We start from the raw sequence: 25,970 nt of genomic DNA on the forward strand, positions 1-25,970 counted from the left end.
AGCGTGCCGGGGCCAGCACGCTACCACCGCGACGCTTGTCGGCCGCCCTTCCCGGTCTGGCACAGTAGGCCGGTGGAGATACCTTTACCGGCGGTTCTGTGGCGGCGGTGGGCGGCATTGGCAACGGCGCTCAGCGCGGTCGGCTTCGACGACGTGTGGACCGTGGGTGAGCGCGGCGCGCACCACGACGACCACGGCGGAAACTGGGCCCACCTCGTGCTGATCGACGGTGGGCGGGCTGTCCTCTACGGGTACGACCACGAGTACAGCGCCACCGTCGACGCCGATCCACCGGTCGACGTGCTCGCCGGGGCGCCGGAGTGGCTGCCCTGGGACGAGCTCGAACAGCAGGCGAGTGAGGACCAGCTCGGCTACGTCCACTGGCACGACGGCACGGCGTGGGGGTGCGCGCCCTACGACGAGGCGGACGGCCTGGCGCAGACCGCCGGCCCGGTCCTCGATCACGCGGCGGCGGCCGGCGAGCTCTACGACTTCGTCGTCCAGTGGGCCGATCTGGAGCCCGCCGACGACGCCGACGAGGCCCGGATCCGGGCGGCGGGCGAGGCGCTGCTGGACGCGGCCGAGCGGCAGTCGGTGGACGAGAGCGTGCTCCGCGCGTACCCCGGCGGCCGTCTGATCGAAGCCGGACTGGCGGTGGCCGCCGCCGGTGGGATCAGCCCGGGTGGCACCCTGCCGGTGATCCTCGCCGGGCAGCGGCCGCCGCGGCGGCGGGTGCGCAGGCTCTCCGACCGCGAGCACCGGCGCCTGGTCTGGGACGCGATGCAGCGGGCGACCGAGCTGGACCGGCCGCTGCCGCCACCCACGCCGGCGATGGACGATCTGGTGCGATGGGTACGCGGCCGCGCGCCCCAGGGCGACGGCCGGTGCTCGCTGCTCTTCTGGGCCAGCGCCTCGGGTGCGTCCGAAGAGGACGGTGAGTTCCCGCCCCGGGTAGGCGAGGACGAGGACTCCCTCACCGTCTTCAGCTCGGCGGTCGATCTGGTCCACGCGGTACGCGCCGACGAGGCCGACCCGCGCGCCGGCGCCTGGCTGTTCCTGCGCGTCGAGACGACGGCGACCGGCGCGGCCATCGACCGGCGTTACGACTCGTGGCCGGACTGGTGGCTGGACAACGGCATCTCCGGGCCGGGCCGCGACGAACTGGCCGAGGAGATGGCCGGCCGGGCCGAGCCGTGGCGACCCCGCTGGACCGCCCTGCTCGACTCCGAGGTGGCGTTCGGCGACTGAGGCGTGTTCGGGACCCGACCAGGGCCGCGGCGTGGCCCAGAGCGCGCCCGACGGCCGGGCCGGGTCATGAAACACGCCTCAGACGCCGATCATGCAGTAGACGAACTCGTTGACCGGTGCGCCGTTGATGGTCAGCCGCTCGAAATAGGCGTACTGGGTCCTTCGGACCGCGTTGCACCGGTCCAGGTCGGACGTGCCCAGGAACGTCTTGATCACCTTGAAGGCGGCGGCTCGGGAACCGCACGACACCGGGGTCAGCTTCTCGTTCAGCGTGGCCAGCGAGCCCTTTGGTTTCTTGCCGGCCAGACAGGTGCCGGCGGTGAAACCGGTCCGCCGTGGCTCCGGCTCCGGCTCCGGCGCTTCGGTCGGTGTCGGCTTCGGCGGCGCGTACTCGCTGGAAACGGTGTGGGGCTGGGTCCCCGGTGAGCGGAGGACGACCGGTTCCGGGATTCGCATGACCGCCACGGGCGCCGGCGGCACGCTGTCGTCGCCGGTCGTGGCCATCACGATGGCTGCGCCCGACACCAGCATGAGCGCCGCCAGGCCGCCGATCGCGAACCTGGGCGACCCCCACCGGCGCCGGCTCGCCACTCGTACTCGCACGAACAGGTCGTCGCGGTCGCCCGGGCCGGCCTTGCCCGGCAGCCGAAGCAGGCTTCCGTCGCGGGCGCCGGGCGGGATGTTCACGGTCAGCCTCGGGTGGCCGGGCACCGAGATGACGGTCCGGACGCCTCGCTCGACCGCAGGCTGGTTGATGATGATCACATGCTCGCCGGTGGCCCGCGGAAAGAGGCGGCGCCGAAACAGGACGAGCAGCACAAGGGCCCCGGCGATCAGGAGAATGCCGGCGGCCGGCCACCGCCGGCCCGTCCAGATCGAGGACCCGGACGGCTCGGTCGTGCGGCCCGGCGGCTTCGCGGCGGACGTGACGGCACCGAGCCAGATCTTGTTCTGGTGATCGGCGGCCGGGCGGGTCATCGCGGTCTGCACCACGGTGCCCAGATCACGCGCACGACCCTGGAAGGCGGTCGCGTCGAGCTCGGTGAAGGTTACGGCGCTGAAGTCGACGCCGCCGTAGAGATAGGTGTCGGTGATGAGGTAGTCGCCGTCGCGGTGCTTATGAGTCACGTGGAACTCGCCTTTGGTGTACGACTTCACGTACTGGTCGAACACCGTGCGCGGCGACCAGGGCCGGCGAGCCGGCCAGGCCGAGACGTCGCCGCGGTCGATCATGTCCCCGAACGAGGTCGCCTGTCGTGCGCTGCGGTTGCGGTACCACTCGGCAGCGACCCGGCTCAGGTAGACCCGCCGCAGCTCCGCGTATTCGGGCGCGGTGTTCACGGCACTCCGGATCTTGGGCAGGATGAGCGAGCGGTAGGCCGCCTCCTGCCTGGTCTGGTCGGCCGGCGGGCACCCGCCCGACTGAGCCGACTTCAGGAACTCCGACTCCAGCTGGACAGTCAGCGGCGCATCGACGATGTAGAGGCCGTCGCCGTCCTCCCGCACGGTCGCCGGAGCCGGAGAGATCCACTGCCGGAAGGAGAGACACGACGTCCGCTCGGATCCGCCGGAGAGCGTGGCCCAGAACTTCTGGCCGAGGGCACTGTCGGGATGGATCAGATTGGCGACCGTCTTCTTCATCCGCAGGTCGGCCTGGAGCAGGATCCGGCCGGCGTCGGTGGTGCCGAGCTGCGGGTCGACGATGCGGTCGGGTTCCTCGGGGTTGAGGTTCACCCAGAACTTGTCCGGCGACAGCTGCAACCAGACGAAGAACGAGTCCGAAGCCTGAACGGCGGCGGCGGGACCGGCATCGACGTTGCGATCCGCCGGGGCCGACGCGGCGCTGAACGCGTAACGGACGCCCTGGTCCTTCCGCGGGCCCGGGTCGGCCAGGTAGCGCAGCTCGAGGGTGGAGAAGTCGATTCCGCCCGGCGTCGGCACGGCGGTCGCGCCCGGGGCGGGCGCGGGTTCGAGCGCGGTGGCGGCGCCGGCCAGCCGCGCGGGCAACGCCTGCCTGGCGACGGCGCTGCTGGGAGCCGGTGGGCGGCCAGGCCGCTCGAGCGGGCGCACACCCGTCAGTTCGACGCGGTCGTCGGGGATCACCTTGGTCTTACGAAACTCCCGCGCCTGCTCCGACAGTTTTCCTTCCAGATCCCGCTCGGATTCTTCGAACGCGTAGGCGACCGCGGTCGCAGCGGGAAACATCACCCGGTTCGCCAGCTGCGGGCGGCAGTTGGGGCACGGAAACCGTTCGGTGGACACCTTCGTGGCCATCTCACGCACGCCCGGCGGTGAGCCCGGCGGCCCCTTCGGGACTGGGAACTGCTGACCGTGCAACGCGGCGAGAGCTCTGATGTGTTCAGCGACATAAGCGGCCAGGGACTCGCCATGGAGCAGACCGTCGCGTTGCTTGGCGCGGATCGTCGCCTCCGCCCCGGGGTTGTCCAGGGAATCCTTCACCACATTCCAGGTGAGGCTCGCCGCTGCCGCCCGTGTCGCCGCAGTTGGCCTCACGCTCCAGTCGACGGGCACCTGCGCCTTGGTCGACGGATCGGTGTAGGTCAGAGGCTGGAGATTCCAGCCGACGAGTTGGAACGGATTCTTCCCCGGTCCCACCGCCGGGTCGAAGAGCAGCAACTGGATCACGGCGGTGTTGGTGTTCTTCTCGAACAGCAGCCGGTTCTGCCGATCGCGGACCTCCTTGGCCTCGCCCTTGTTGATGCTGGCGACCGTGATGCACAGCGTTTTCCCCTCCCAGACGGCGGGGACGAAAGCCGTGGAGACGTTGCGCCCGTAGAGGATGTCGTCCGGGTAGCCGTACGTGCTGTCGTCCTTGCCCGTGGAGTGCCACGTTCGATAGATCAGGTTGGGGATCATGAGGATCCACCGGGAGTCGCCCGGTCTGGTCGGATGGAAGCCCGGCCCGTCGGCGAGCGCCGGCGCCGGCGGCGCGACGAGGAGCAGCGTCAGCAGCGTGGCCAGGGCGGCGGCGACCCGATGCGCGATCGGTGTGTCGCGCGGCCGTGCGGCCGCCCGGGTGGCCGGCCTCATGGCTCCACCTGCTGCCGGAAATTGGCGATCACGAACCGCCAGTAGGCGTCCGGGGCGAGAGCGGCTGGGTCCCGCCTCCGCACGAGCTCCTCGAATCGCTCCAGTGCGGCGTGTTGATCGGTGGCAGGCCGCCAGACGCTCAGGTAGGGCCAGAGGTCGAGGCTGCATTCACCGAGAAGGATCAAGAAGTGCGACAGGGTGGAATTGACGAAATTGGGCGGCTCGGGATAGCCGTGAAAGATCCTGTCGATGTGGCCGTCGGCGAGGCTCAGCCCGTACCGAAAACCGCTGAGATCTTCCGCGACGAACAGATAGCCGCGGCCGAGGTGGTCGAACGGTTTCGCCATGCGCTGGTCACGGACGAAGTCGAGTGCGTACGCCTCCGCCGTGGGCAGACCGGCCGTGGTCAGCAGCTGCCACGCGGCGGGCGGGGCTTCGCCGGAGATGTTGCCGGGCGGAACGGGTTCCAGCCGACCTTTCCAGGCGTTGATGATGTCGGCGTATTGGCCCATCGGAGCTTTCCCTTCGCCGCGACTGTTCACAGGCTATAGTCCAATGTCGAATTGATCTCTTTCTTTGCGGGCATTGACCGATGTCGCTCTGACTTGATCGCAGCGTCGGCCTCGTCGGGCCGCCGGGACACGACCGAGCTCACGGGCGGTCCTGAGGACACCAGGCGCGCCGGGCGGAGTTCTCGTTGTGGACCAGCCGGTGGTCGCGGTAGGCCGAGACTCGGGTCCAGTACTCGCCGCATCCGTTGCGCAGGGCCCGGATCCGCAGGGTGGGAAACCGGTACGCACCCGTGGACCGGTGGCAGTCCAGCGCCATGTTCGATGAGTACGGTATGAGCTGGTCCTCGAACATGATGACCAGGCAGACGTTGTCGTAGTCGCCGAGGTTGGAGTATTCGCCGTCGCCGAGAATGATTCCGCCGACGGCGCGGGTGGCGCCGACGGCGACTGTCGACTCGGCCTGGGGCGGGTTCCGGTCGCCCAGCAGGGCGGGGATCGCGGTCGCGGCCAGAACGGCCACCGCGACGGCGACGGCGACGACACACATTCCGGCGAACCAGCGGCGGCTGGTCCTCGCCGCCGACCGGCGCCGTGGCCAGCCCTTGCCGCCGTGCGCGACGCGGCTGAGGAACCACAGGTAGGCGAGCAGGGCGGGAACGCCGATGGCCAGGGGGCGGAGCAGCGGCCAGTACACAGGGGGCCTCCCGGTCGGGTTCGGGGCATGCTTGATCGCCGGGCCAGGGGGGTGGCTCGGCACGGAAAGGTCGTGGGGTGGTCGGCGATGCCGGCTGACCACATCGAGCTTCGCCGCGCCCGGCGATGCTGGGCAACGAAGTCGGCCCGACCTGGGACGCCCGGGACGCCGCGAAGCTCGTGAGCTGCGGTTGTCCGGTTCACGCGGGACGCCTCGACCGGCGTACGGATCGGCGGCGACGCGCCGGGAACCGTACGATGTGGATGGCCGGGACGAGGTGAGGCAATGCCGGGGAATGCCGCCCGCATTCAGCTGGGAGCCCTGCTCCTACGGTTGAAGAACCGCAGCGGATACAGCTATGCCAAGCTCGGCAAGCTGGTGTACGTGGGTAAGGCCACCATTCACCGCTACTGCACGGGCGAGGCGGTGCCCAAGCACTTCGGCACCGTGCAGGACATCGGGCGGGTCGTCGGCGCCACCCGGGCCGAAATGGCGGAACTCTCCCTCTGGTGGTCGCGCGCCGTCACCGAGGAGGAGGCCGAACGGAACGGCGCCGAGGCCCCGCCGACCGAGAAGCCGTCGGCCCAGACGCCGCCGGACGACCTGACCCAGGAGCCGGCCGGACCCCGGCGCTGGTCCTTCCGCTTCCGGCGCCGGTCCTTCCGCTTCGCCACGGCCGCCGTGGTGCTGCTCGTGGTCCTCTTCGTCCTGAACGGGCCGCCTCCGCCCGAGGACCCGCCCACGGTCGTCGGCCCGACGTGGACGCTTCCCCCCGAACCGGTCCCGCGGCAACTGTTCGGCGTCACCGTCAACAGCGCCACCGGCGACATGCCCACCTTCGACGTCGGCGCGGTGCGGCTGTGGGACAGCGGCACGCTCTGGGCGAGGTTGCAACCGAGCCGCGGCGTCTTCGACTGGTACCTGCTCGACCGGCACATCGCCGGGACGCAAGCGGCCGGCCTGCCGACCCTCTTCACCATCGGTGGCACACCCGGGTGGGCGGCGCCCGACGCGCCGAAGGCGCCCTACCCGGAGGACGCCCGGGCCGCGCCACCGGACGACCTGGCCGACTGGGACGCGTTCATCCGTGCGCTGGCCCAGCGGTACGCCGGCCGGATCGAGGCGTACGAACTGTGGGCGCTCGCCAACGACCACCGGTTCTACAACGGCGACACGGAGACGCTGGTCGAGATGTCCCGCCGCGCGAAAGACATCATCGACGCCGCGGACCCGAGCGCCCTGGTCGTGTGCCCGGGCATGGGCAACCTGTGGACACCGGAGGGCCGGACCCGCCTGCAGAGGTTCGCGGAGCTGGGCGGATACAAGTACTGCGACGTCGCCAGCATCAAGCTGTACCAGCGCAGCGCCGCCGAGCCGCCCGAGACGATGTTCGAGCTCACCGACACGGTGGACCGGATCCTGCACGTCTCCGGCGTGCATCCGCGCGTGTGGAACACCGGCACCACCTACTCGATTCCGCTGGAGGGTCATCTCCCGGAGGCCAGGGCCCGCGATTACGCGGTGCGGTTCTTCCTGGTCGGCATCATGGCGCGGAACACGTTCATCGAGCGCATGTATTTCTACAGCTGGGGCAAGACCACGGTGCCGATCGTGCTGCAGGCCGACGGCAGCCCGCCGACGGCGGCGGCGCGCGGGGTGGAGGCCCTGCAGCGCTGGCTCGCCGGGGCGAAATCGCAGGTTTGCGGTCACGGAGCGGCCCTCGACCTGCCGCCCAACGCCTGGGAGTGCCGGTTCACGAGAAAAGACGGCTCACTGCCCTCATCGTTCACCGTCGCCTGGACCCACCAGGGGCGGGCCACCATCGTCGCCGGTCCGGGCGTCGTCGCGGTCGACCGGCTCGACGGCACATCCACACCGGTGAGGGCCGGCTCCCGCCTCGAACTGGGCGAAGAGCCGGTCCTCATCCGTTACGCGTGACGGCCTCGTCGCGCTGTCAGAGGGTCCAGACGTCGGACGGCAGGCTGTCGACGAAGTTCCGGAGCGCGTTGTCGTCGTCGTTGTCGCCGTACCAGAACTTCATGCAGTCCGGCTCCGGCTCGCCGGAGTGACGCAGGCAAGCCCGGACGTAACGGTGGGCTCCGATCAGCCCCACGATGCGGGCCGAGGTGCCGTCGACCCGCCGTTCGCAGTAGTCCCAGGTCCCGTGCTCCTCGATCCATTTGGTCGGCCGGTAGTCGTGTTCCTTGGTGCTGATCACCGGGAAGTTGGTGACGTCGACGGAAAGGATGTCGCCGGGACTCGCGCCCTCGACCTCGGCCTTGACCCCGGCGTCGCCGTTGTCGGTGAACAGCCGGACGGCCGCGCCGCCCAGAACGGCGACCCCGGGGTCGTCCCCGGCCTCGTTCGAAAGGTCGACCGGCTGGTACAGGCCGAGGCCCGCCATCTCGCGATGGCATGCCGCGGCAGCCTCCGCGGCCGTGCTGGTGATCGCCTGGGCGGTCGCCACCGAACCGCTCGCCACCATCGCGAGAGCGATGGACCGGACCAGCCACTGATGTCTCATCGGAATTCCTCCGTCGGTCGTGGCGTCGTCGAGGCGACGCCGGGTGGGGATTCCGAGACTGGCCGGGCCGGGACGCCCCGGTCAACGAAGTCGGACCGGCCGGGACGCCCGGGACGCGAACCGGCCCGTGAGCTGGGGTTCCGTCGAGCATGTGGGACGAGGAGGAACCTGGATCGTCCGTTCCACCGGGCCGGGTCGCCGGGGGTACTACGTTGGCACCATGGCGACCAAGAGCCCGTCGGTCGAGATCGAGGCCGGGCAGCACACGGTGCGGGTGACCAACCCCGACCGGATCTACTTCGCGGAGCTCGGGCTGACCAAGCTCGATCTGGTCCGGTACTACCTGAGCGTGGGCGACGGCATCGTCCGGGCCCTGCGGGAACGGCCGTGCATGATGCACCGGTTCCCGGACGGGCTGGCCGGCGACAAGGTGCACCAGAAGCGCGTACCCCATGGTGCTCCGCCCTGGCTCGAGACCGTGCGCATCTTCTTCCCGCGGTACAAGCGGACCGCCGATGAGCTGTGCGTGACCAAGGTCGCCGACGTGATCTGGGCCGTGCAGATGTCCACCGTCGAATTCCATCCGTGGAACAGCCGCCGGGCCGACACCGAGAAGCCGGACGAGTGGCGGATCGACCTCGACCCGATGCCGGACTGCCCGTTCGACCGGGTGCGGCGGGTTGCCGGGGTGGCCCACGAGGTGCTCGACGAGCTCGGCATCACCGGCTTTCCGAAGACGTCCGGCGGCCGGGGCCTGCACGTCTACGTGCGGATCGCGCCGGAGTGGGGCTTCTCCGACGTACGCCGGGCCGCGCTCGCCTTCGCCCGCGAGGTGGAACGCCGCGCCCCCGAGGACGTCACCACCACCTGGTGGCGCAAGGACCGCGACCCCGAAGCGCTGTTCGTCGACTACAACCAGAACGCCCGGGACCACACGATCGCCAGCGCGTACTCGGTGCGTGGCAACCAGCGCGGCACCGTGAGCACGCCGATCACCTGGGCCGAGATCGCCGACGTCGAACCGGACGACTTCACCCTGCGAACCGTGCCGGCCCGGTTCGCCGAGCTCGGCGACCTGCACGCGACGATCGACGACACCGCGTACCGGCTGGACACCCTGCTCGAGTGGGCCGGACGGGACGAGAAGGCCGGTCTTGTTACACCGGATGAGCAGGCCGAGTAAACGATCTGTTAATCGACCTGTCCAGATGGCGTCATGTCGGCAACAGGTCGCCGCCGGACGCTATCGACACACGTGGACACGACCCAACAATGCGTGGCATGCGTCGTCCCCTCTCGGCCGTAGCCGCCGCGATCCTGATCGGATCCGGGCTGGCCGCTGTCACGCCAGCCGCCGCGGCGAACGCCGCCGCACCACCCCCTGCCCCCCACGCCGACGTCATCACCCTGATCACCGGTGACGTGGTCACGCTGACCCGGGCCGGTGACCGGACCGCCGCGACCGTCCGGCCCGCGCCCGGACGCGAACGGATCACCTTCCACACCATCGAGGCCGACGGCGGGCTGCGGGTCCTGCCCGAGGACGCGATCCCGCTGATCAGCCGGCAGAAGGTCGACCTCGACCTGTTCGACGTCGAGAAGCTGGTCGCCGACGGGTACGCCGACGCCGCGTCGCCCACCCTCCCGCTGATCGTCACCCAGCCCGCGGGCCTGCGGTCCACCTCTTCCCAATCGCTGCGGAGCCTGGGCGCCACCGCGATGAAGGCGGAGAAGGCGTCGCTCGCGACCTTCTGGACATCCTTCGCGAAAACCGGTCAGGGGCGGACGGCCGCGGCGGTGACCGGCCGGATCTGGCTGGACGGGAAGGTACGGGCCACCCTCGACCGCAGCGCCGCGCAGATCGGGGCGCCGGCCGCGTGGCAGGCCGGCTACGACGGCCGCGGGGTCAAGGTGGCCGTGCTGGACACCGGCATCGACGCCACCCACCCGGACATCAAGGACCGGCACCCGGTGACGAAGAACTTCACCGACAGCCCGGACGCCACCGACCACCACGGGCACGGCACGCACGTCGCGGCCACCGTCGCCGGGTCCGGCAACGGGTCGGCCGGGCTGCGCAAGGGCATCGCGTACGGCGCCGAGCTGCTGGCCGGCAAGGTGCTCAACGACCAGGGCGTCGGCTACGACTCCTGGATCATCGCGGGCATGCAGTGGGCCGCCGACTCGGGCGCCAAGGTGGTCAACATGAGCCTCGGCGGGCCGCCCAGCGACGGCATCGACCCGCTGAGCCAGGCGCTGACCGAGATCACCGACCGCACCGGCACGCTGTTCGTGGTCGCGGCCGGCAACGAGGGCGCGGCGTACACCGTCGGTTCGCCCGGCCTGGCCCCGGAGGCGCTGACCGTCGGCGCGGTCGACCGGAACGAGAAGCTGGCCGAGTTCTCCAGCCGCGGCCCGACCGCCGTCCGCAACACCCTCAAGCCGGAGATCACCGCCCCCGGCGTCGGCATCGTCGCCGCCCGGGCCGCGGGCACCGCGATGGGCGATCCGGTCGACGCGCTCTACACCGCCGCGTCCGGCACCTCGATGGCCACCCCGCACGTGGCCGGCGCGGCCGCGATCCTGGCCCAGGAGCACCCGGACTGGACCGCCCCGCAGCTCAAGGACGCACTGGTCAGCACGGCCCGGACCGCGACCGGCATCGACGTCTACGGCCAGGGCGCGGGCCGGGTCGACCTGGCCCGCGCCACCGCGCAGACGGTCCGGGGCAGCGCCACCGCCGACTTCGCCGACCACAACGTCGGCGAGTCACCCTCGTCGTTCAACCGGACCATCACCTACGCCAACGAGGCGGCCACCCCGGTGACGCTGACCATCGCCGCGCCGGCCGAGGTGGCCGTGTCCAAGAGCGTCACCGTCCCGGCCCACGGCAGCGCGAAGGTGACCGCGAGCATCGACACCGCCACCATGAACGCCGGCCTGCACAGCGGCTGGATCGTCGCCACCGGACCGGCCGGCGAGCGGGTGACCACCGCGTACGGCCTGCGGCTGGGTGCGAAGCACCACCTGCTGACCCTGCGCGCGATCGGCCGGGACGGCAAGCCCGCGTTCGTACCCGCCCTGACCATCTTCGGCGACGACCAGGAGTACGACCGGCTCGGCTACATCGACGGCGAGGTCACCTACGACCTGGGCGAGGACGACTACATCGTCACGGCCAGCCTCAACGCCCGCGAGAACGACCGGGAGAACAGCACCTTCATCGTGCTGCCCGAGCTGCGGCTGGACCGGGACATGGAGGTGGTGCTGGACGCCCGCAAGGGCACCCCGATCCGGATCGAGACGCCGAAGCCGGCCGAGCAGCAGACGGTGCTCAGCTACTACGCGCACCGGGACACGGCCCACGGTCGCGGCATCTCGCACGGCGTCATGCACTTCAGCAACGTCGAGGACATCTATGTCACGCCGACGAAGAAGGTCAAGGGCGGCGACTTCGAGTTCTCGTCACGCTGGCAGCTGGTCGAACCGGCGGCTCAGATGGAGGTTCCGGGGGTCAGCCCGCAGCCGCGGCCGCACCTGGCCAACGACTCGCCCGGCCTGCCGAAGTCCTCGTACGCCCTGGTCCGGACCGGCTCGGGAGACGTGCGGGGCAAGGCCGTGCTGCTGCCGGCCGACCCCGACGTGGACGAGGATGCCCAGGTACGCGCGGCCAGCGCGGCGGGCGCGGCGGTGGCCCTGCTGATCCGGCCGCCGGGCTGGAGCAACTGGACCCGGCCCAACCCCGAGTTGGAGAGGCTGCCGATCCCGGCGGTCGTCCTGACCGCCGCCGACGGTGAGCGCCTGCTGGCCCGGGCGGCGCGGGCCAACCCGAGCATCAGCCTCGAGCTGACCCTGGCCAGCCCGTACCTCTACGACGTCATCCAGGTGTCGAAGCACCGCGTACCGGAGAAGATCGTGCACCGGGTGACACCGGCCAACACGCGGCGGATCACCACCGACTACGCGTACAACGGCGGCTTCGACTGGGTGCTCGAGCAGCGGTTCGGGTGGCGGCCCTGGCAGGAGTACGCGTGGAACGACACGTCCCGCGCGGTGCCGACCCCGTTCCACCGGGTCGAGTGGGTGTCGGCCGGCGACTCGCTGTGGCAGCACCAGGTGCATCCGGCGTACCCGTGGCTCGGCATCGTCTCCGGCGGCTTCCTCGAGGCGGCCGGCCCGGTCAAGGCCGGCACCACGGCCACGGAGAGCTGGGCGACGCCGGTCAACCGCCCGGCCACCCCGGTCGGCTACCAGAACACCCGGGCTGGTGACGTGCTCAAACTGCGCGTGGCCGACGTGGTCGACAGCACCGACCGGCACTGGACGTTCGCCGCCAGCGGCACGGCCACCCTGCGCCGCGACGGGACCGTGGTGGCCGGCCTGCACGACGGGTGGCAGGACGTCACTGTCGATCCGGGCGCCGCCGCCTACGAGCTGACCGTGCGGACCAGCCCCGGCAACGAGGACTGGATCTACGGCACCCGGACCGAGACGACGTGGAAGTTCCGGTCCGAAAAGGAAGGGGTGCTGCCGCTGCTCCAGGCCGGCTACACGGTCAAGCCGCGGCGGGTCGACTTCACCCTGACCACGGCCGGCAAACCCGCACGGGGCACCACTTTCCGGGCGGAGATGTCGGTCGATGACGGAAAAGCCTGGCGGCAGCTGAACAGCACGGGCGGTGGATCGTCTTATACGGCGGGTGTTCCCGCGCACACCGCTCCGGTGTCGCTTCGGATCACCGCCACCGACCGTGACGGCAACGCTGTCACCCAGACGGTCATCCGAGCTTTCGGGTGACACACAGGGCTCCGCCGTTATCCTCACCGCCATGAGGATCACGGCGGAGCTCCTGGCCACAGGCGGTAACACCACCGGTTTCCGGATCCCCGACGAGGTGGTCGGGGAGCTGGGCGGTGGGGGCCGGCCCAAGGTGGTGGCGACGATCAACGGGTACGAGTACCGCGGCTCGATCGCGCGGATGGGCGGCGAGTACTGGCTCGGGGTGAGCGCCGAACGCCGCACCGCCGCCGGGGTGCGGGCGGGCGACGTGGTGGAGCTGGACCTCGTCCTCGACACGCAGGAGCGGACGGTGGACGTACCCGAGGATCTCGCCCTTGCCCTGAAGGCCGAACCCGCGGCGCGGGCGCGCTGGGACAAGCTCTCCTACAGCCACCAGCGGCAGCACGTCGAGGCCATCCTCGGCGCCAAGGCCGCCGAGACCCGCGCCCGCCGCGTCGCCAAGGCGATCGAGAAACTGCTTGGCTAGCGCGGCGCCCCCGCGCCGGCTTCGTCTCGGTCGAGGCACGTCAACGTGGATGCGCCGGTCCAGACCCGAGTGACTCGATCAACCGGTTCGGCGCCGGGTCACAGCCAACCCCTTTTCGCCGCCTGGTACGCCAAACCGGTGCGCGTGTCGACGCCGGCCAGGTCCATCATCCGGTCGAGCCGTCGCTGCACCGTGCGGCGGCTGACGCCCAGATGCGTGGCGATCGACTTGTCCGGCAGGCCCGAGACCAGCAGCGACAGCAGCAGCGTGTCGAGCTGCTCGTCCGGCTTGGCCGCGAGCACCGGCGTGGCCCGCTCCCAGTGGCTCTGGAACAGCGCCAGCAACGCGTCGAGCAGCTCGCTCGGCCGGATCAGCGCCGCGCTCGGCTGTGCGATGCCCCGCGCCTCGTCCGGTACCAGCGGACAGATGGCCAGCTTGCGGTCGGCGATGGCCAGCCGGACCGGCAACGACGGCATCACCCGCGCCTCCTCGCCGAAGCCGATCGCCTCGATGATCCCGGCCAGCTCGCCCGGGTTCTCGACCAGCTCCCGCTCGTAGATCGCGCGGTACTTGACGCCCCGCTTCAGCGCCGGCATCTCCTCGTTGTTGTCCGGCCCCTCCATCGCGATCGGATTGGCCCGGCAGAACCACAGGATCTCCTCCTCGGCCTGCTCCTGCATCTCCTTGAGCCGTTGCCGCAGATGCCGCGCCCCGACCACGATCTCGACCAGATGCTCGGCGCTGTGCCGCCGCGTGTTGGTGCGGTAGTCCTCACTCAGCGCGGCCATCATCTGCCGCGCCACCTGCAGTTCCTGCTGCCGTCGGAGCAGGATCTCACCGAGCGCGACATCCGGCGGCAACGCGTGATAGATCGGCCCCGGCGTCGCCAGACCGATGGTGTACAACGCCTCCAGCGTCTCCGCGGCCTCCTCCACGGAGACTCCGGCACTCTCCGCGAACGTCCCCGCGTCGGTGCCGGACAACCGGACCAGCAATCGATAGGCATGCTGCTGGTCCGGAAGCAGAACTTCGCCCTCCCCTGACATGGCGGTCAGCTTACTGAGGTGCGAAAAGGTTGCTTCGGTACGTAAGAACCGTCACGGGTTCCCGCCGCACGACCGGTTTGCTGCGGGCACGCGAAGACCAGCACCGGTACGCGGTCGGCGTACCGGTGCTGGTCGTTTCGAACTGCGAACTCAGAGCCGGAGGATGGCCAGAATCTGGTTCAGCAGGTCGGCGATGAAGCCCAGCGGCAGGTTGATGCCACCGTTCAACAGGTTCGTGATCGCGCACAGCAGGTTGCCGAGCAGGTTGCCGGCGCCGGACTGCGCGACGACGTCGAGAATGACCCGGTTCAGGTCGACCACCAGGCCGAGCAGGTCCAGGTGCAGCGGGCCCAGGATGAGGTTCAGCACGTCACAGGTGGCGAGGGCGGCGTTCTTGTTGGCCGCCGCCGTCTCCGGGAGCTGGACCGGCAGGGAGACGGTCTTCTGGACCGTACCCAGGTCGGCGCCGAGCGAGTCGGTCAGCGTCGAGGTCAGCGTGCCGGTGGCCAGGATCTGGCCCTGCTTGTTGGCGAACTTCGTCGGGGTGAACGTGCCGGTGACCGAGCCCAGGCCGCCCAGCACGTCGGTGAAGGAACCGGTGACCTCCGAGGTCATCGAGCCGGCGGCCGAGCTGAGCTGCGGTCCGGCCTTGGCGGCGACGGGCGCCGGTGCGGCCGGAGCCGCGGGCGCCGGGGCGGCCTGGGCGGCGGCGCCTCCGGTGGCCGCCGCTGTGGTCAGCGCCAGCGCACCCGCCAGCACCGCCTTCGAGATCAGGCCAAGTCGCATGTGGATCCCCTTCCATCGATGTTTGTCCACGCGCCGCATTGCCCGCCTTTTGGCCCAGGAAACCCCTGCTCCTCCCCTAGTGGATTCATTTGGTGCAATGTCGACCTTGGTGCGTAGTTCTGTTCGGAGGTTTCGATCGGCTGATGTAGGACTGACGGGATGACGAGAACCGCGGTGACCGGCGGGACGGACCCTATGGGGTGGCGCGGTGGCGGCCGGCTCTGCGCGGGGCGGCTACCGCCGGCGCGTCGCCGTGCTTCACGGCGTACATGGCCTGGTCGGCGTCGCGCAGCGCGTCGTCCGGGTCGGAGCCGGGCCGGGCCACGTTCACGCCGACGCTGGCCCCGATGACCACCGGGGTGCCGTTGAGCTCGAACGGGCGGGCGGTCTCGGCGCGGACCCGGTCGGCCATCGCCTGCGCGGCCGCCTCGTCGTCCACGCCCGGCATCAGGATGACGAACTCGTCGCCGCCGACCCGGGACAGCACGTCCTGTTCGCGGACGGCGCCGCTGAGCCGCTTGGCCACCTGGCGCAGGAGGTCGTCGCCGGCGTTGGGGCCGTACGCGTCGTTGACCGGCTTGAAGCCGTTGAGATCGACATACAGCACCGCCACGCCGTCCGACGGCAGCGTCTCGTCCAGGGTGTCGCGCATCCGGCGCCGGTTGGGCAGGCCGGTCAGCGCGTCGTGCCGGGCCTGGTGGGCCAGCCGCTCCTGGAACAACCGCGTCTCGGTCACGTCCCGGGCGTTGATCACGACGCCGGCCAGGGCGGAATTGTGCAGTTGGTTGGAGGCGGTGAACTCGAACCAGCGCGGCCGCCCGTCCGAGGTGATCATCCGGGTCTGCCGGTTCAGCAGCCCGTCGCGCTTGCCGACCAGCTCGGCGAACTGCTCCTGGAGCGGGCCGCGGTCCTGCGGGTGCACCACGTCGAAGAGGCTGCTGCCCGCCAGCGCGCCGGGCTCGTGGCCGAGCACGGTGGCCGCGCTCGGGCTGGAGTAGGCGATCTTTCCCTCGGCGTCGACCACGGCCACCATGTCGGGGGCGTGCTGGAAGAGCGCCCGGAACTTCTCGTCGGCCCGGCGCCGGGTGACCAGCGCGCGGTAGGCGAAGATCGCGATGCCGATGACGCCGGCCAGGAGCATCGCGAGCAGGGCCAGGTCGAGAGTCTGGCCGTGGCGGCGCACGGCGCCGTCGAACGAGGCCAGGGTCTGGGTACGCACGTACGTCCAACCGCCCGGAATCCCCGGCACCACGACCGCGATCATCCGGGTGCCGGTCGGGGTGGCGTACTCGACGAAGCCGGCGCCGCGCATCTCGTGGGCGGCCGCGATCAGCGTCGGGTCGATCGTGGTGCCGATCAGCTTCGGGTCGCTGGTGGCGCCGGCCCGGCCCTCGGCGTCGACGATCGTGGTCAGGTGGGTGCCCCCGCCCAGCCGGGCCACGAACGCCTGAAGTTGCGTGCCCGCAACATTGTTGTAGCCGACCAGTATCGCTTTGCCGTGCACCGGCACGCCCACGGCGGCCAGGGCCACCCCGTCGACCATCAGCACCGAGGAGAAGCCCGGGTTCCCGGCCCGCAGTCCCGCGTGCAGCGTCGCGTAGCCCGGATCGGTCGGCGCGGGCAGGCCCGTGGCCCGGGTCGCGTTGAGCACCTCGCCCTCGAGCGACAGCAGCGCCAGCCCGTACCCGAAGAAGGCGCTCTTGCCCGCGAAGGCGGTCAGCTTGGCCCGGTCGGCGGCGCTGTCCCGGCGCAGCGTCAGACCGGCCGCCTCGGCGAAGTCGTCGAGTTCCTGGGCCGACAGCAGCTGCATCTGCCCGGCGAGCGTCCCGTTGTCGGTGCCGAGGGCCATCGTGTCGGCGCGGTGCACCCGGTCGGCCGTCCGAAGCGCGGACCGGTTCACGGCCACACCGACCACACCGATCGCCACCAGCACCAGCACGCTGACGGCGACGGCGAGCCCGCTGCGCAGCCGCATCGACCATCCCTCCTCGGGAGGAAACTTCGGCCGGAGGGGGGCGAATCTGAAGCGGATCAGGGTCTGCCCTTGCTTGCCGCCCGCGCTGGGCCGAGCCAGGTCGCCGGGCGGCGAAACTGCCGGCCCACCCGGCACGCAGGTCGCCGGGCGGCGAAACGCCGGCCCACCCGGGCCCTACATTCTGCTCTTGATCTTGAAAAGGGAACGACCCGGCGGGCGCCGCGGGTGCGACGATCGCCGGGCCGAAGAGTGCCGGTCAGCAGGCTTTGTCGGCGGCGGGGAAGTCGCCGTTGACCAGGTACGCCTCCAGGGCGCCGATCGCGCACCGGCTCGGGTTCGGGTGGATCAGAACGCCGTGGCCGCCGGCGTTGACGGTGAACAGGGCCGAGTCGGAACCGAGGGCGCGGTGCATGCCCTGGGCGGTACGCAGCGGGGTGGCCGGGTCACGCTCGTTCTGCAGGATCAGCACGTTGCGCCGGCCCAGCTCGGTGATCTTCGGCTCCGGCTGGGACGGGCGGCTGGCCCAGGCCGAGCAAGGGGCGAAGTTGGCGGGGGCGCCGGCGGTCAGCGGGTACTGCTTGCGGTCGACGGCGGTGTTGTGGGCGTACGTCCGCACGTCGCGCGGCCAGGCGGCGTCGCCGCAGCTGAACGCCCAGCCGGCCGAGAGCAGGTTGTCGGTCGGCACGCCGGGGAGGCTGGTGGCCTTCGCGATCAGACCGTTGGCCTGGGCGGCCAGGGCGTCCCGGTCGGCCTGGGTGGCCTTGCCGGCGGCGAGGTTGCGGGCCGCGCCCCAGAACTGGGCCAGCACCGGCACGGGAGCCTCGTCGGTGGCGATCAGTTCACGGTCGTCGTAGGACAGCTGCCAGGTGAACAGCCGCAGGTAGTTGCCGTTGATCGGCGCCTTGGTCTCGGCCAGCTTGACCGGGTGCCGGTCCAGCTTCGCCTCCAGGGCCAGGAAGTTCCGGCGGACCTCACGCTCGGTGCGGCCCAGGTGAACGGTCTTCTCGTTGGCCACGCCGAACTTGGCCAGGTCGGGCCAGCGGTCCTCCATGGCGCCGCTGAACGCGCGGAAGTCGTCGTAGCCCTGCTCGTTCGGGTCGACCGAGCTGTCGATGACCACCCGGTCGACGGTGGCGGGGAACAGCGCGCGGTAGACGGCGCCGACCTTCGTACCCCAGGAGATGCCGTAGTAGGAGACGGTGCGCTCGCCCAGCGCCTGGCGGATCTGGTCCATGTCGCGGGCGACGTTGGCCGTGGTGATGTGCGGGAGCAGGTCACCGGAGTTGGCGGCGCACTGCTTGGCCATCCGCTTGGAGTAGGCGACGTTGGCGTCGATCGAGCCGTCCCCGGCCGGGAACGACAGGGTGGAGAACTGCAGGTCGCGAGTCAGTTCGTCCTTGCCCCGGCCGCAGTTGATGGGGGTGCTGTAGCCGATGCCGCGCGGGTCGAAGGCGACGATGTCGTAGCTGTCCCGGACCGACTGGGGCATGAAGGAGCCGAACGCGGTGGGCACGTCGAGGCTGGGGCCGGGGCCACCACCGTTGGTCAGCAGGACGCCCTTGCGCTTGGCCGGGTCGGCGGCCTTGATCCGGGACACCTCGACGGCGATGTGGCGGCCGTCGGGGTTGGTGTAGTCGAGCGGCACCTGGATGGTCGCGCACTGCTGCTCCGGCGCCGACGTGCCGGTCGGGCAGGTGCCCCAGGTCAGGCTGTCGGTGGACGCGGAGGCCGGCAGCACCCCGGCGACGGCGACCCCGGCGCCGATGGCCGCGACCGCGGCGAGGGAGAGGATGTGTGATCGCATGAGAGAACAGTAGAAATTTCCGGCTACATGATCGATCCAGCAGTCTGGACAGCTTTTGGGTAGCAGGCTGGATGGTAGGTTCCGCCCCATGAGATCGATGCGCGTGCTTGCCGCAGCCGGCCTCGGGCTGGCCATCATGGCCACCACCAGCGGATTCACGTCGTCCGCGGGCCCGTCGTGGCGGCTGACCGACACCGGGGTGACAGTGCGTTTCCGTGGGCTCGCGCCGGTCAGCGGCCAGGTCGCCTGGGCCGCCGGTTCGGCCGGCACCGTTCTGCGCACCGTGGACGGCGGACGGCACTGGGCGAGCGTCGCCCCGGCCGCCGCGGCCGGGCTCGAGTTCCGCGACATCGAGGCGTGGGACGCGCGGCACGCGGTGGCGCTGGCCATCGGCAACGGCGACGCGTCGCGCATCTACACCACCGGCGACGGCGGCCGCACCTGGACCGAGACGTTCCGCAACGACGACGAGGCCGCGTTCTACGACTGTGTCACGTTCATGGATCGGCGCCACGGGCTGGCGCTGTCCGACCCGGTCGGCGGGAAGTTCCGGATCCTGGCCACCGACGACGGCGGCCGGACCTGGGCGGTGCGACCGACCACGGGCATGCCGGACGCGCTGCCGGGCGAGTTCGCCTTCGCGGCCAGCGGCACCTGCCTGGTCAGCGCCGACCATCTGGGTGCCGGGCGGGCCTGGTTCGCGACCGGTGGCGGCGCGACGGCCCGGGTGTTCAGCACCACCAACGGCGGCCGGTTGTGGTCGGTGGTCGACAGCCCGCTGCCCAGCGGCGAGGCGGCCGGGGTGTTCAGCCTCGCGTTCAAGGACCCGTGGCACGGCATCGCGGTCGGGGGCAACTATCCGACCCCGGAGGACGCGCCGGACGGTGCGGCGACGACGCGGGACGGCGGTCGTACCTGGACGGTGGCCCGGACCGTGCCCGGCGAGTACCGCTCTGGGGCCGACTGGCTGGGCGTACTCCCGGTCGCGGTGGCCGTGGGACCGACCGGCAGCGACATCACCTACGACGGCGGCCGCACCTGGAAGCGCTTCGACACCGGAAGCTTCGACTCGGTCTTCTGCACCCCCGACCTGAGCTGCTGGGCCTCCGGGGAGAAGGGGCGGATCGCCAGGCTCAGCCGTTGAGGTAGGCCAGCACCGCGAGGACCCGGCGGTTGTCATCGTCCGACGGCGGCATCCCCAGCTTGGTGAAGATGTTGTTGATGTGCTTGCTCACCGCCTTTTCGGTGACGAAGAGCTTGGCCGCGATGGCCGCGTTGGACCGGCCCTCGGCCATCTCGCCGAGCACCTCGCGCTCGCGGGCGGTGAGCACGGCCAGCGGCTCACGGCGGGCCAGCAGCTGCGACACCACCTCGGGGTCGAGCGCGGTGCCGCCGGCCGCGACCCGGCGTACCGCGTCGACGAACTGGGCCACGTTGGACACCCGGTCCTTGAGCAGGTAGCCGATGCCGCCGGTGCGGTCGGTGAGCAGCTCCCGCGCGTACAACGGCTCGACGTGCTGCGACAGGACCAGAATCGGCAGACCGGGGACTTCGGTACGCGCGGCGATCGCCGCCTGCAGGCCCTCGTCGGTGAACGTGGGCGGCAGCCGCACGTCGACCACCGCCACGTCGGGCCGGTGCTCGACCAGCGTCGGCAGCAGAGCGGGCCCGTTGTCCACGGCCGCCACCACGTTGAACTCGAACGCCTCCAGGATCCGGGTCAGGCCGTCCCGGAGGAGGGCGAGGTCTTCGGCGATGACAACACGCACGGCAGCTCCATGGTCACGACGGTCGGTCCGCCCGGCGGGCTGGACAGCGCCATCGTGCCATCGAACGCGGCCAGGCGGCGGTCAATACCGCGCAGGCCGGTGCCCCGCGCCGGGTCAGCGCCACCACGGCCGTCGTCGCCGACCATCATCACCAGCACGTCGGCCTCGTGCCGCAGGCTGATCCAGGCGCCCGTCGCACCGCTGTGCTTGACCACGTTGGCCAGCGCCTCGGCCACCACGAAGTAGCCGGCCGACTCGACCGGTGTCTCCAGCCGCCCCGGCACCGCACCGTCGACCGCGGTCGGCAGCGGCAGGCTCATGGCCAGGGCCCGGACCGCGCCGTCGAGCCCGCGTTCGGCCAGCACCGGCGGATGGATGCCCCGGACCAGGTGGCGCAGCTCGACCAGCGCGGTGTTGCTGGCGTCGCGGGCCTCGGCCAGCAGTTTGCGGGCGGCGGCGGGGTCGCTGTCCATCAGCTCCTCGGCCAGGCCGATGGTCATGCCCAGCGACGACAGCCGGGCCTGGGCGCCGTCATGCAGGTCGCGTTCGATCCGGCGCAGCTCGGCGGCCTGCGCGTCGACCGTCTCGGCCCGGGTCTCGGTCAGCTCGGCCACCCGCAGGCGCAGCTCGGCAGCGCGGGTCGGGGCCAGGAACAGCCGCGCGAACCGCGCCTCGGCGTGCACCAGCCACGGCGCGGCCAGTAGGCCCAGGCCGAAGATCACGGCGCCCTGGGGCAGCGACAGGAAGCCGTCCGGAACGCTCGCGATGGGCCAGATCGCGCCGTACCCGGAAAAGTCGTTGACCAGGTATTCCCACAGCGGCAGGAGCAGGACGCCGTCCAGCCCGTACAGCGGAATGGCCACCGACAGCCCGCCGAGCACCAGGCCGGCCACGCCGCCCGGAAGCAGCCAGGCGAAGTCCCGCCAGGTCGCCGGGTCCTGCAGGATGGCGCGGAAGCGTCGCCAGCCGCCGGGCCGGCTCTGCGGCGGGGGTGGGGCGTAAGGGCGGGCGATCGGCACGCCCTGGCCGGCCGAGCGGCGGCGGGCCAGGCCGGCGCGGGCCCGGACGAGCCGGGTGGTCAGCGGCAGGACGACCTGGCCGACCCCCGGGATCAGGCACAGCACGAGGGTGGCGATCCAGAGCACGAACAGCGGAAAGTTGAGCAGGGCCAGCAGCAGCGACACCGCCCCCGCGCCGATCCCGCGCGACCCGCGCCTGGCCCACTCGCCCAGCTGCTCGTCCGACACCAGCTCCATGCCCTCGATTCTCGCGCCTCGCGGCACCCCGGTCGGTAGTGATAGCCCTACCACTGGCTCGGAGAGTGGAAGGCAGGAGCGGCGTGCGGGGTCGGATAGCGGTTTGGGCTACCACTATGGGAGGCATGGATCTTCAGCTGAGGGACAAGGTGGCAGTGGTGACCGGCGGCAGCGTCGGCATCGGGCTGGCGGTGGCGCGCGGGCTCGCCGCCGAGGGCGTGCATCTGGTGCTGGCCGCACGCGACGCCGATCGACTTCTTGCGGTGACCGATCAGATCAAAACCGATTTCGGGGTACGCGTCACCAGTGTCGCCGCCGACGTCTCCACGGTCGAAGGCGTCGACCGGATCGCCGGAGCCGTCGACGGCGGCGTGGACATCCTGATCAACAACGCCGGCACCGGGAGCGAGGAGACCATCCTCGAGGCCCCGGACGCGCGCTGGCAGGCGTACTGGGATCTGCATGTGATGGCCGCGGTCCGCCTGGCCCGCGCCCTCGCACCCGGCATGCGGTCCCGCGGCGGCGGGGTGATCCTGCACAACGCCTCGATCTGCGCGACCCAGCCGCTCGGCTACGAGCCCATCTACAACGTGACCAAGGCGGCGCTCGTAATGTTTTCCAAATGCCTGGCCAACGAGCTGATCGGCGACAACATCCGGGTCAACGCGGTCAACCCCGGGCTGGTCCGCACCCCCGACTGGGAGAAGACCGCCCGGCAGCTGACCGCGGGCACCGGGCAGACCGTCGAGGACTACCTGCAGAAGATCGCCGACGACAACGCGCCGATCGGACGGTTCGCCGACCCGGCCGAGATCGCCGACCTGTTCGTCTACCTGTCCTCGCCGCGCGCGTCGTACATCGTCGGCTCGACCACCTACATCGACGGCGGCTGGCTCAACGTCACCACCTGAGCTGTCCTTTGCTCTGAGCACACATACGCATCACCACACCCGCAGCTCTGAGCACACATACGCATCACCACACCCGCAGCTCTGAGCACACATACGCATCAGCCCACGTTGACCAGGACCTTGCCGACCGCGCCGTCTTGCACAGCCCGGTGCGCGTCGGCGGTCCGGTCGAGCGGGAACCGTGTCAGCGGCAGACCGTGCTCCTCCCCCACCGGCAGCGCGCCGTCCCGCACGGCCGCGGCGATGTCCTCGGCGCCGGCCCGCAACGCCGCCGCCCCGACGGTGTAGAGCACCATGAACTGGAAACGCGTGTTCAGCATCATGTTCTGACGCACGTCCAGTTCGACCGGTTTGCCGCCATCATTGGCATAGGTGCAGATCGTTCCGCGGGTACGCAGCACCGCGAGATCGAGCGCGAGATTGGCACCGAGCGCGACCTCGGCGACGATGTCCACCCCGTCCGGTGCGATCCCGCGCACCTGCTCGGCCGCGTCGCCGTCGCGGTAGTTGACCACGTGGTGCGCGCCGGCGGCGGTGGCCAGTGCCGCCTTCTCGGGCCCGCTGATCGTGCTGATCACTGTGGCACCGGACCACCGGGCGAGCTGGATGGCCGCGTGCCCCACGGCGCCCGCCCCGCCCGCGACCAGCACCGCCTTGCCGTCCAGGGCTTTCGGCGCGAGCCGGTCCGGCCCGTCCTCGCTGACGGTCAGCACCCGGTGGGCGGTGAGGGCGGGCACCCCGAGCGACGCGCCCAGCTCGAAACTCGCGTCGCCCAACGGCACCGCGTGCCACTCGTCCACGACGGTGTACTCGGAGGCGGTCCCGGTGTTCCGCCCGAGCGTGGCCATGAACAGCCAGACCCGCTGCCCGACCCGCCCCGGATCCACCCCGGCGCCGACCGCGTCGATCACGCCGGCCCCGTCCAGGTGGGGTGTGACCTCGTCGAACTTCTTCGGGTTGGTGGCGCCCGACCGGGTCTTCCAGTCGGTCGGGTTCACCCCTGACACGGCGACCTTGACGCGCACCTCGCCCGCGCCCGGCTCGGGGACGTCCCGCTCGACCAGCTGGAGGACCCCGGCGTCGCCGACCTCGCTGTAGATGATGGCCTTCATCCCCCGATCATCACCCCGCACGCCCGGTCCCGCAGCCAGCCCGCGCCGGGCTATTCCGCGATCAACTCACAGCGGCCCGAAACACGATCAACGCACGGCGGCTCGAAACGCGGCCTGCGCACGACGCTCGAAACCTGGTCAGCGCACGACGGCCCGGAACGCGGTCAGGCCACGACGCCCCGAAACCTGGCCAGCGCACGACGGCCCGAACGCGGTCAGCCCACGACGCCCCGAAACCCGGTCAACGCGCGGCGCCCCGAAAACACGACCAACGCACGACACCCCGAAACCCGGCCAGCGCACAACGCCCCGGAACGCGGCCAGCCCACGACGCCCCGAAACCCGGTCAACGCGCGGCGCCCCGAAACCCGGCCAGCGCACGACGTCCCGGAACGCGGTCAGCGCGCCGGAAGCGGGAGCCGGACCGGCGGCGGGAGGGGCTCGGCCGACGGGTGCGCGCGGAACGACTGCAGGACCAGTTCGGCGAACCGGCGTGACGCCGCCGCTCGCTGCTCGGCCGACACGGCGCGGATGCCCTCGTTGGCCATCAGCACCAGGAGCGCGTCCTCCAGCACGAAGTCGGCACGCAGGGCGCCCGCCTCCCGGGCCCGGCGGATCAACTGGAGCAGCTGGGTCAGCGTGCGTTCGCGCTCGGCGTCGAGCAGCCCGGCGCCCTCGAGCGCGGAGGTGAATGCCTGGGACAGACCCCGGTTGAGCGCGTGCACCTCGAGCAGGCGCGCGATCACGAAAGCGAACCCGTCCCACGGGTCGGCGGCGGTCAGGCCCTCGGCGACGATGTCCGAGCACAACGTCATCCCGTCCGCGAAGGCGGCGGAGAACAGCGCCTGCTTCGTCGGGAAGTGCCGGTAGACGGTGGCGGGGCCGACGCCGGCGCGGCGGGCGATCTCGCGGATCGGCACCTCCAGCCCGTCGGCCGCGAACGCCGCCCGGGCGACCGCGACGATGCGCTCACGGTTGTCCCGCGCGTCCGAGCGCTCTCTTACTTTGGCCGTCACGACTCTCAGATTAGCTATCCGGACGGGGTGTTCCGTTAGCGTCCGGCCCATGAGAGCAGTCGAATTCTCCGAGTACGGTCCGCCCGGCGTGCTGCGGATCGCCGACGTCGAGGAACCCCGTCCCGGGCCGGGCACGATCCGCGTCGCGGTCCGCACATCGGGTGTCTCGACCGGCGAGGTGCTGATCCGTTCCGGCGGCCTGCCCGACGGCATCCCCGGGGTCTTCCCATGGCGGACCGGTTTCGCCGCGGCCGGCGTGGTGGACGAGCTCGGCGAGGGTGTGACCGGCGTACGCGTCGGGGACGAGGTGTTCGGCTGGACGTCGACGGCTGTCCGGGGCGCGAACGCCGACCGTACGGTGCTGACCGCGTGGGCCCCGAAGCCGCCCACCTGGAGCTGGGCCGAGGCCGGCGGCGCGGCCGGCAGTGTCGAGACGGCCACCCGCGTGCTCGACCGGCTCGGGGTCGCGGCCGGCCACACGGTGGTGATCCACGGCGCGGCGGGCGGTGTCGGCGCGGTCGCCGTGCAGATGGCGGTGGCTCGCGGCGCCACGGTCATCGGCACCGCGAGCGAGCGCAACCACGCGTTCCTGCGGTCTTTCGGGGTGCTGCCGACGACGTACGGGCCGGGGCTGGTGGAGCGGGTCCGGGAGCTGGCGCCGGGTGGGGTCGACGCCGTGTTCGACTGTGCCGGCGGCGCGCTGCCCGATCTGATCGCGGTGGCCGGTGATCCCGCTCTGGTCGTGACGATCGCGGACTTCAATGCCCCGGCGTACGGCGTGCATCTGTCCCACGGCGCGCCGACGCAGGACACCGGGGGTGTCTCGGTTCCCGGGGCCGACCCGATGGCCGTGCACGCCCTCGATCTGGCGGTGCGGCTCGCGGCCGAGGGGCGGCTGCGGGTGCCGGTCGCGGCGACGTTCCCGCTCACCGACGTGGCCGCGGCCCATGAGCTGAGCGAGAGCAGGCACGCCCGCGGGTTGATCGTGCTGGTGCACTGA

At 71.2% G+C, this 25,970-nt stretch carries 20 protein-coding genes; 8 read left to right on the forward strand and 12 right to left on the reverse strand.

What is annotated here, in order from left to right:
* Nucleotides 1-72 precede the first annotated feature (72 nt).
* A complete protein-coding gene (locus ACGFIO_RS08435) occupies nt 73-1,248 on the forward strand; it encodes a hypothetical protein (protein WP_392823761.1) in 1,176 nt (391 codons plus the stop codon).
* A gap of 78 nt (nt 1,249-1,326) precedes the next feature.
* On the opposite strand, the gene ACGFIO_RS08440 is transcribed toward ACGFIO_RS08435, so the two are convergent.
* The 3 genes from ACGFIO_RS08440 to ACGFIO_RS08450 all read right to left on the reverse strand — a co-directional run bounded on the left by ACGFIO_RS08440 (nt 1,327) and on the right by ACGFIO_RS08450 (nt 5,505).
* Entirely contained in the window at nt 1,327-4,299 is a 2,973-nt protein-coding gene (locus tag ACGFIO_RS08440) for a hypothetical protein (RefSeq protein WP_392823764.1), read from the reverse strand.
* Nucleotides 4,296-4,811: an SUKH-4 family immunity protein gene (locus ACGFIO_RS08445; RefSeq protein WP_392823766.1), complete on the reverse strand. Its 516-nt coding sequence runs from the start codon at nt 4,809-4,811 to the stop codon at nt 4,296-4,298. Before ACGFIO_RS08445 ends, ACGFIO_RS08440 begins: the two co-directional genes overlap by 4 nt.
* A 139-nt stretch (nt 4,812-4,950) precedes the next feature.
* Nucleotides 4,951-5,505 (reverse strand): hypothetical protein, encoded by a 555-nt coding sequence (locus ACGFIO_RS08450; RefSeq protein ID WP_392823769.1) that lies wholly within the window; start codon nt 5,503-5,505, stop codon nt 4,951-4,953.
* 285 nt (nt 5,506-5,790) lie between these two features.
* Between ACGFIO_RS08450 and ACGFIO_RS08455 the strand changes: the two genes are divergently transcribed.
* Entirely contained in the window at nt 5,791-7,443 is a 1,653-nt protein-coding gene (locus ACGFIO_RS08455) for a helix-turn-helix domain-containing protein (protein WP_392823771.1), read from the forward strand.
* Between the two features lie 16 nt (nt 7,444-7,459).
* Here the strand turns inward: ACGFIO_RS08455 and ACGFIO_RS08460 are convergent, their stop codons facing one another.
* A complete protein-coding gene (locus ACGFIO_RS08460; protein WP_392823773.1) occupies nt 7,460-8,029 on the reverse strand; it encodes a hypothetical protein in 570 nt (189 codons plus the stop codon).
* A gap of 220 nt (nt 8,030-8,249) precedes the next feature.
* Between ACGFIO_RS08460 and ligD the strand changes: the two genes are divergently transcribed.
* The 3 genes from ligD (at nt 8,250) to ACGFIO_RS08475 (ending at nt 13,295) form a co-directional block, all read left to right on the forward strand.
* Nucleotides 8,250-9,212 carry a non-homologous end-joining DNA ligase gene (ligD, locus tag ACGFIO_RS08465; RefSeq protein WP_392823775.1) on the forward strand — a complete coding sequence of 321 codons (963 nt, stop codon included), beginning with the start codon at nt 8,250-8,252 and terminating at the stop codon, nt 9,210-9,212.
* Nucleotides 9,213-9,310: 98 nt separating this feature from the next.
* Nucleotides 9,311-12,826: a S8 family serine peptidase gene (locus tag ACGFIO_RS08470; RefSeq protein ID WP_392823777.1), complete on the forward strand. Its 3,516-nt coding sequence runs from the start codon at nt 9,311-9,313 to the stop codon at nt 12,824-12,826.
* 31 nt (nt 12,827-12,857) lie between these two features.
* A complete protein-coding gene (locus ACGFIO_RS08475) occupies nt 12,858-13,295 on the forward strand; it encodes a YdeI/OmpD-associated family protein (protein ID WP_392823780.1) in 438 nt (145 codons plus the stop codon).
* A 98-nt stretch (nt 13,296-13,393) separates the two neighbouring features.
* On the opposite strand, the gene ACGFIO_RS08480 is transcribed toward ACGFIO_RS08475, so the two are convergent.
* The 4 genes from ACGFIO_RS08480 to ACGFIO_RS08495 all read right to left on the reverse strand — a co-directional run bounded on the left by ACGFIO_RS08480 (nt 13,394) and on the right by ACGFIO_RS08495 (nt 18,906).
* Nucleotides 13,394-14,341: a helix-turn-helix domain-containing protein gene (locus ACGFIO_RS08480; RefSeq protein WP_392823782.1), complete on the reverse strand. Its 948-nt coding sequence runs from the start codon at nt 14,339-14,341 to the stop codon at nt 13,394-13,396.
* Between the two features lie 150 nt (nt 14,342-14,491).
* Nucleotides 14,492-15,127: a hypothetical protein gene (locus ACGFIO_RS08485; protein WP_392823784.1), complete on the reverse strand. Its 636-nt coding sequence runs from the start codon at nt 15,125-15,127 to the stop codon at nt 14,492-14,494.
* 193 nt (nt 15,128-15,320) lie between these two features.
* Entirely contained in the window at nt 15,321-17,102 is a 1,782-nt protein-coding gene (locus ACGFIO_RS08490) for a diguanylate cyclase domain-containing protein (protein WP_392823786.1), read from the reverse strand.
* A gap of 256 nt (nt 17,103-17,358) precedes the next feature.
* Nucleotides 17,359-18,906, reverse strand: a complete 1,548-nt coding sequence (locus ACGFIO_RS08495) for an alpha/beta hydrolase (protein ID WP_392823789.1) — start codon at nt 18,904-18,906, stop codon at nt 17,359-17,361.
* Between the two features lie 88 nt (nt 18,907-18,994).
* On the opposite strand from ACGFIO_RS08495, the gene ACGFIO_RS08500 reads away from it, so the two are divergent.
* Entirely contained in the window at nt 18,995-20,050 is a 1,056-nt protein-coding gene (locus ACGFIO_RS08500) for an oxidoreductase (protein ID WP_392823792.1), read from the forward strand.
* Here the strand turns inward: ACGFIO_RS08500 and ACGFIO_RS08505 are convergent.
* Together ACGFIO_RS08505 and ACGFIO_RS08510 are read right to left on the reverse strand one after the other, a co-directional pair.
* Nucleotides 20,040-20,675 carry a LuxR C-terminal-related transcriptional regulator gene (locus ACGFIO_RS08505; protein WP_392823793.1) on the reverse strand — a complete coding sequence of 212 codons (636 nt, stop codon included), beginning with the start codon at nt 20,673-20,675 and terminating at the stop codon, nt 20,040-20,042. The two genes, ACGFIO_RS08500 and ACGFIO_RS08505, sit on opposite strands and share 11 nt — an antisense overlap.
* Nucleotides 20,627-21,931: a sensor histidine kinase gene (locus ACGFIO_RS08510; protein WP_392823795.1), complete on the reverse strand. Its 1,305-nt coding sequence runs from the start codon at nt 21,929-21,931 to the stop codon at nt 20,627-20,629. Before ACGFIO_RS08510 ends, ACGFIO_RS08505 begins: the two co-directional genes overlap by 49 nt.
* Nucleotides 21,932-22,056: 125 nt before the next feature.
* Between ACGFIO_RS08510 and ACGFIO_RS08515 the strand changes: the two genes are divergently transcribed.
* Nucleotides 22,057-22,842, forward strand: coding sequence for an SDR family NAD(P)-dependent oxidoreductase (locus ACGFIO_RS08515; RefSeq protein WP_392823797.1), 786 nt, complete (start codon nt 22,057-22,059; stop codon nt 22,840-22,842).
* Nucleotides 22,843-22,940: 98 nt separating this feature from the next.
* Here the strand turns inward: ACGFIO_RS08515 and ACGFIO_RS08520 are convergent, their stop codons facing one another.
* Nucleotides 22,941-23,954 carry an NADPH:quinone reductase gene (locus ACGFIO_RS08520; RefSeq protein WP_392823799.1) on the reverse strand — a complete coding sequence of 338 codons (1,014 nt, stop codon included), beginning with the start codon at nt 23,952-23,954 and terminating at the stop codon, nt 22,941-22,943.
* 398 nt (nt 23,955-24,352) lie between these two features.
* Nucleotides 24,353-24,970: a TetR/AcrR family transcriptional regulator gene (locus ACGFIO_RS08525; RefSeq protein WP_392823801.1), complete on the reverse strand. Its 618-nt coding sequence runs from the start codon at nt 24,968-24,970 to the stop codon at nt 24,353-24,355.
* Nucleotides 24,971-25,019: 49 nt separating this feature from the next.
* Between ACGFIO_RS08525 and ACGFIO_RS08530 the strand changes: the two genes are divergently transcribed.
* Nucleotides 25,020-25,970, forward strand: a complete 951-nt coding sequence (locus ACGFIO_RS08530) for an NADP-dependent oxidoreductase (protein ID WP_392823802.1) — start codon at nt 25,020-25,022, stop codon at nt 25,968-25,970.

Source organism: Actinoplanes sp. NPDC049265 (assembly GCF_043197135.1).
Taxonomy (GTDB): Bacteria; Actinomycetota; Actinomycetes; order Mycobacteriales; family Micromonosporaceae; genus Actinoplanes.

Bases quoted from the DNA above. Each gene is read 5' to 3' on its own strand.
- ACGFIO_RS08440 (WP_392823764.1), bottom strand. From the start codon at position 4,299: ATGAGGCCGGCCACCCGGGCGGCCGCACGGCCGCGCGACACACCGATC.
- ACGFIO_RS08445 (WP_392823766.1), bottom strand. From the start codon at position 4,811: ATGGGCCAATACGCCGACATCATCAACGCCTGGAAAGGTCGGCTGGAA.
- ACGFIO_RS08455 (WP_392823771.1), top strand. From the start codon at position 5,791: ATGCCGGGGAATGCCGCCCGCATTCAGCTGGGAGCCCTGCTCCTACGG.
- ACGFIO_RS08460 (WP_392823773.1), bottom strand. From the start codon at position 8,029: ATGAGACATCAGTGGCTGGTCCGGTCCATCGCTCTCGCGATGGTGGCG.
- ligD (WP_392823775.1), top strand. From the start codon at position 8,250: ATGGCGACCAAGAGCCCGTCGGTCGAGATCGAGGCCGGGCAGCACACG.
- ACGFIO_RS08470 (WP_392823777.1), top strand. From the start codon at position 9,311: ATGCGTCGTCCCCTCTCGGCCGTAGCCGCCGCGATCCTGATCGGATCC.
- ACGFIO_RS08475 (WP_392823780.1), top strand. From the start codon at position 12,858: ATGAGGATCACGGCGGAGCTCCTGGCCACAGGCGGTAACACCACCGGT.
- ACGFIO_RS08480 (WP_392823782.1), bottom strand. From the start codon at position 14,341: ATGTCAGGGGAGGGCGAAGTTCTGCTTCCGGACCAGCAGCATGCCTAT.
- ACGFIO_RS08485 (WP_392823784.1), bottom strand. From the start codon at position 15,127: ATGCGACTTGGCCTGATCTCGAAGGCGGTGCTGGCGGGTGCGCTGGCG.
- ACGFIO_RS08490 (WP_392823786.1), bottom strand. From the start codon at position 17,102: ATGCGGCTGCGCAGCGGGCTCGCCGTCGCCGTCAGCGTGCTGGTGCTG.
- ACGFIO_RS08495 (WP_392823789.1), bottom strand. From the start codon at position 18,906: ATGCGATCACACATCCTCTCCCTCGCCGCGGTCGCGGCCATCGGCGCC.
- ACGFIO_RS08500 (WP_392823792.1), top strand. From the start codon at position 18,995: ATGAGATCGATGCGCGTGCTTGCCGCAGCCGGCCTCGGGCTGGCCATC.
- ACGFIO_RS08510 (WP_392823795.1), bottom strand. From the start codon at position 21,931: ATGGAGCTGGTGTCGGACGAGCAGCTGGGCGAGTGGGCCAGGCGCGGG.
- ACGFIO_RS08515 (WP_392823797.1), top strand. From the start codon at position 22,057: ATGGATCTTCAGCTGAGGGACAAGGTGGCAGTGGTGACCGGCGGCAGC.
- ACGFIO_RS08520 (WP_392823799.1), bottom strand. From the start codon at position 23,954: ATGAAGGCCATCATCTACAGCGAGGTCGGCGACGCCGGGGTCCTCCAG.
- ACGFIO_RS08530 (WP_392823802.1), top strand. From the start codon at position 25,020: ATGAGAGCAGTCGAATTCTCCGAGTACGGTCCGCCCGGCGTGCTGCGG.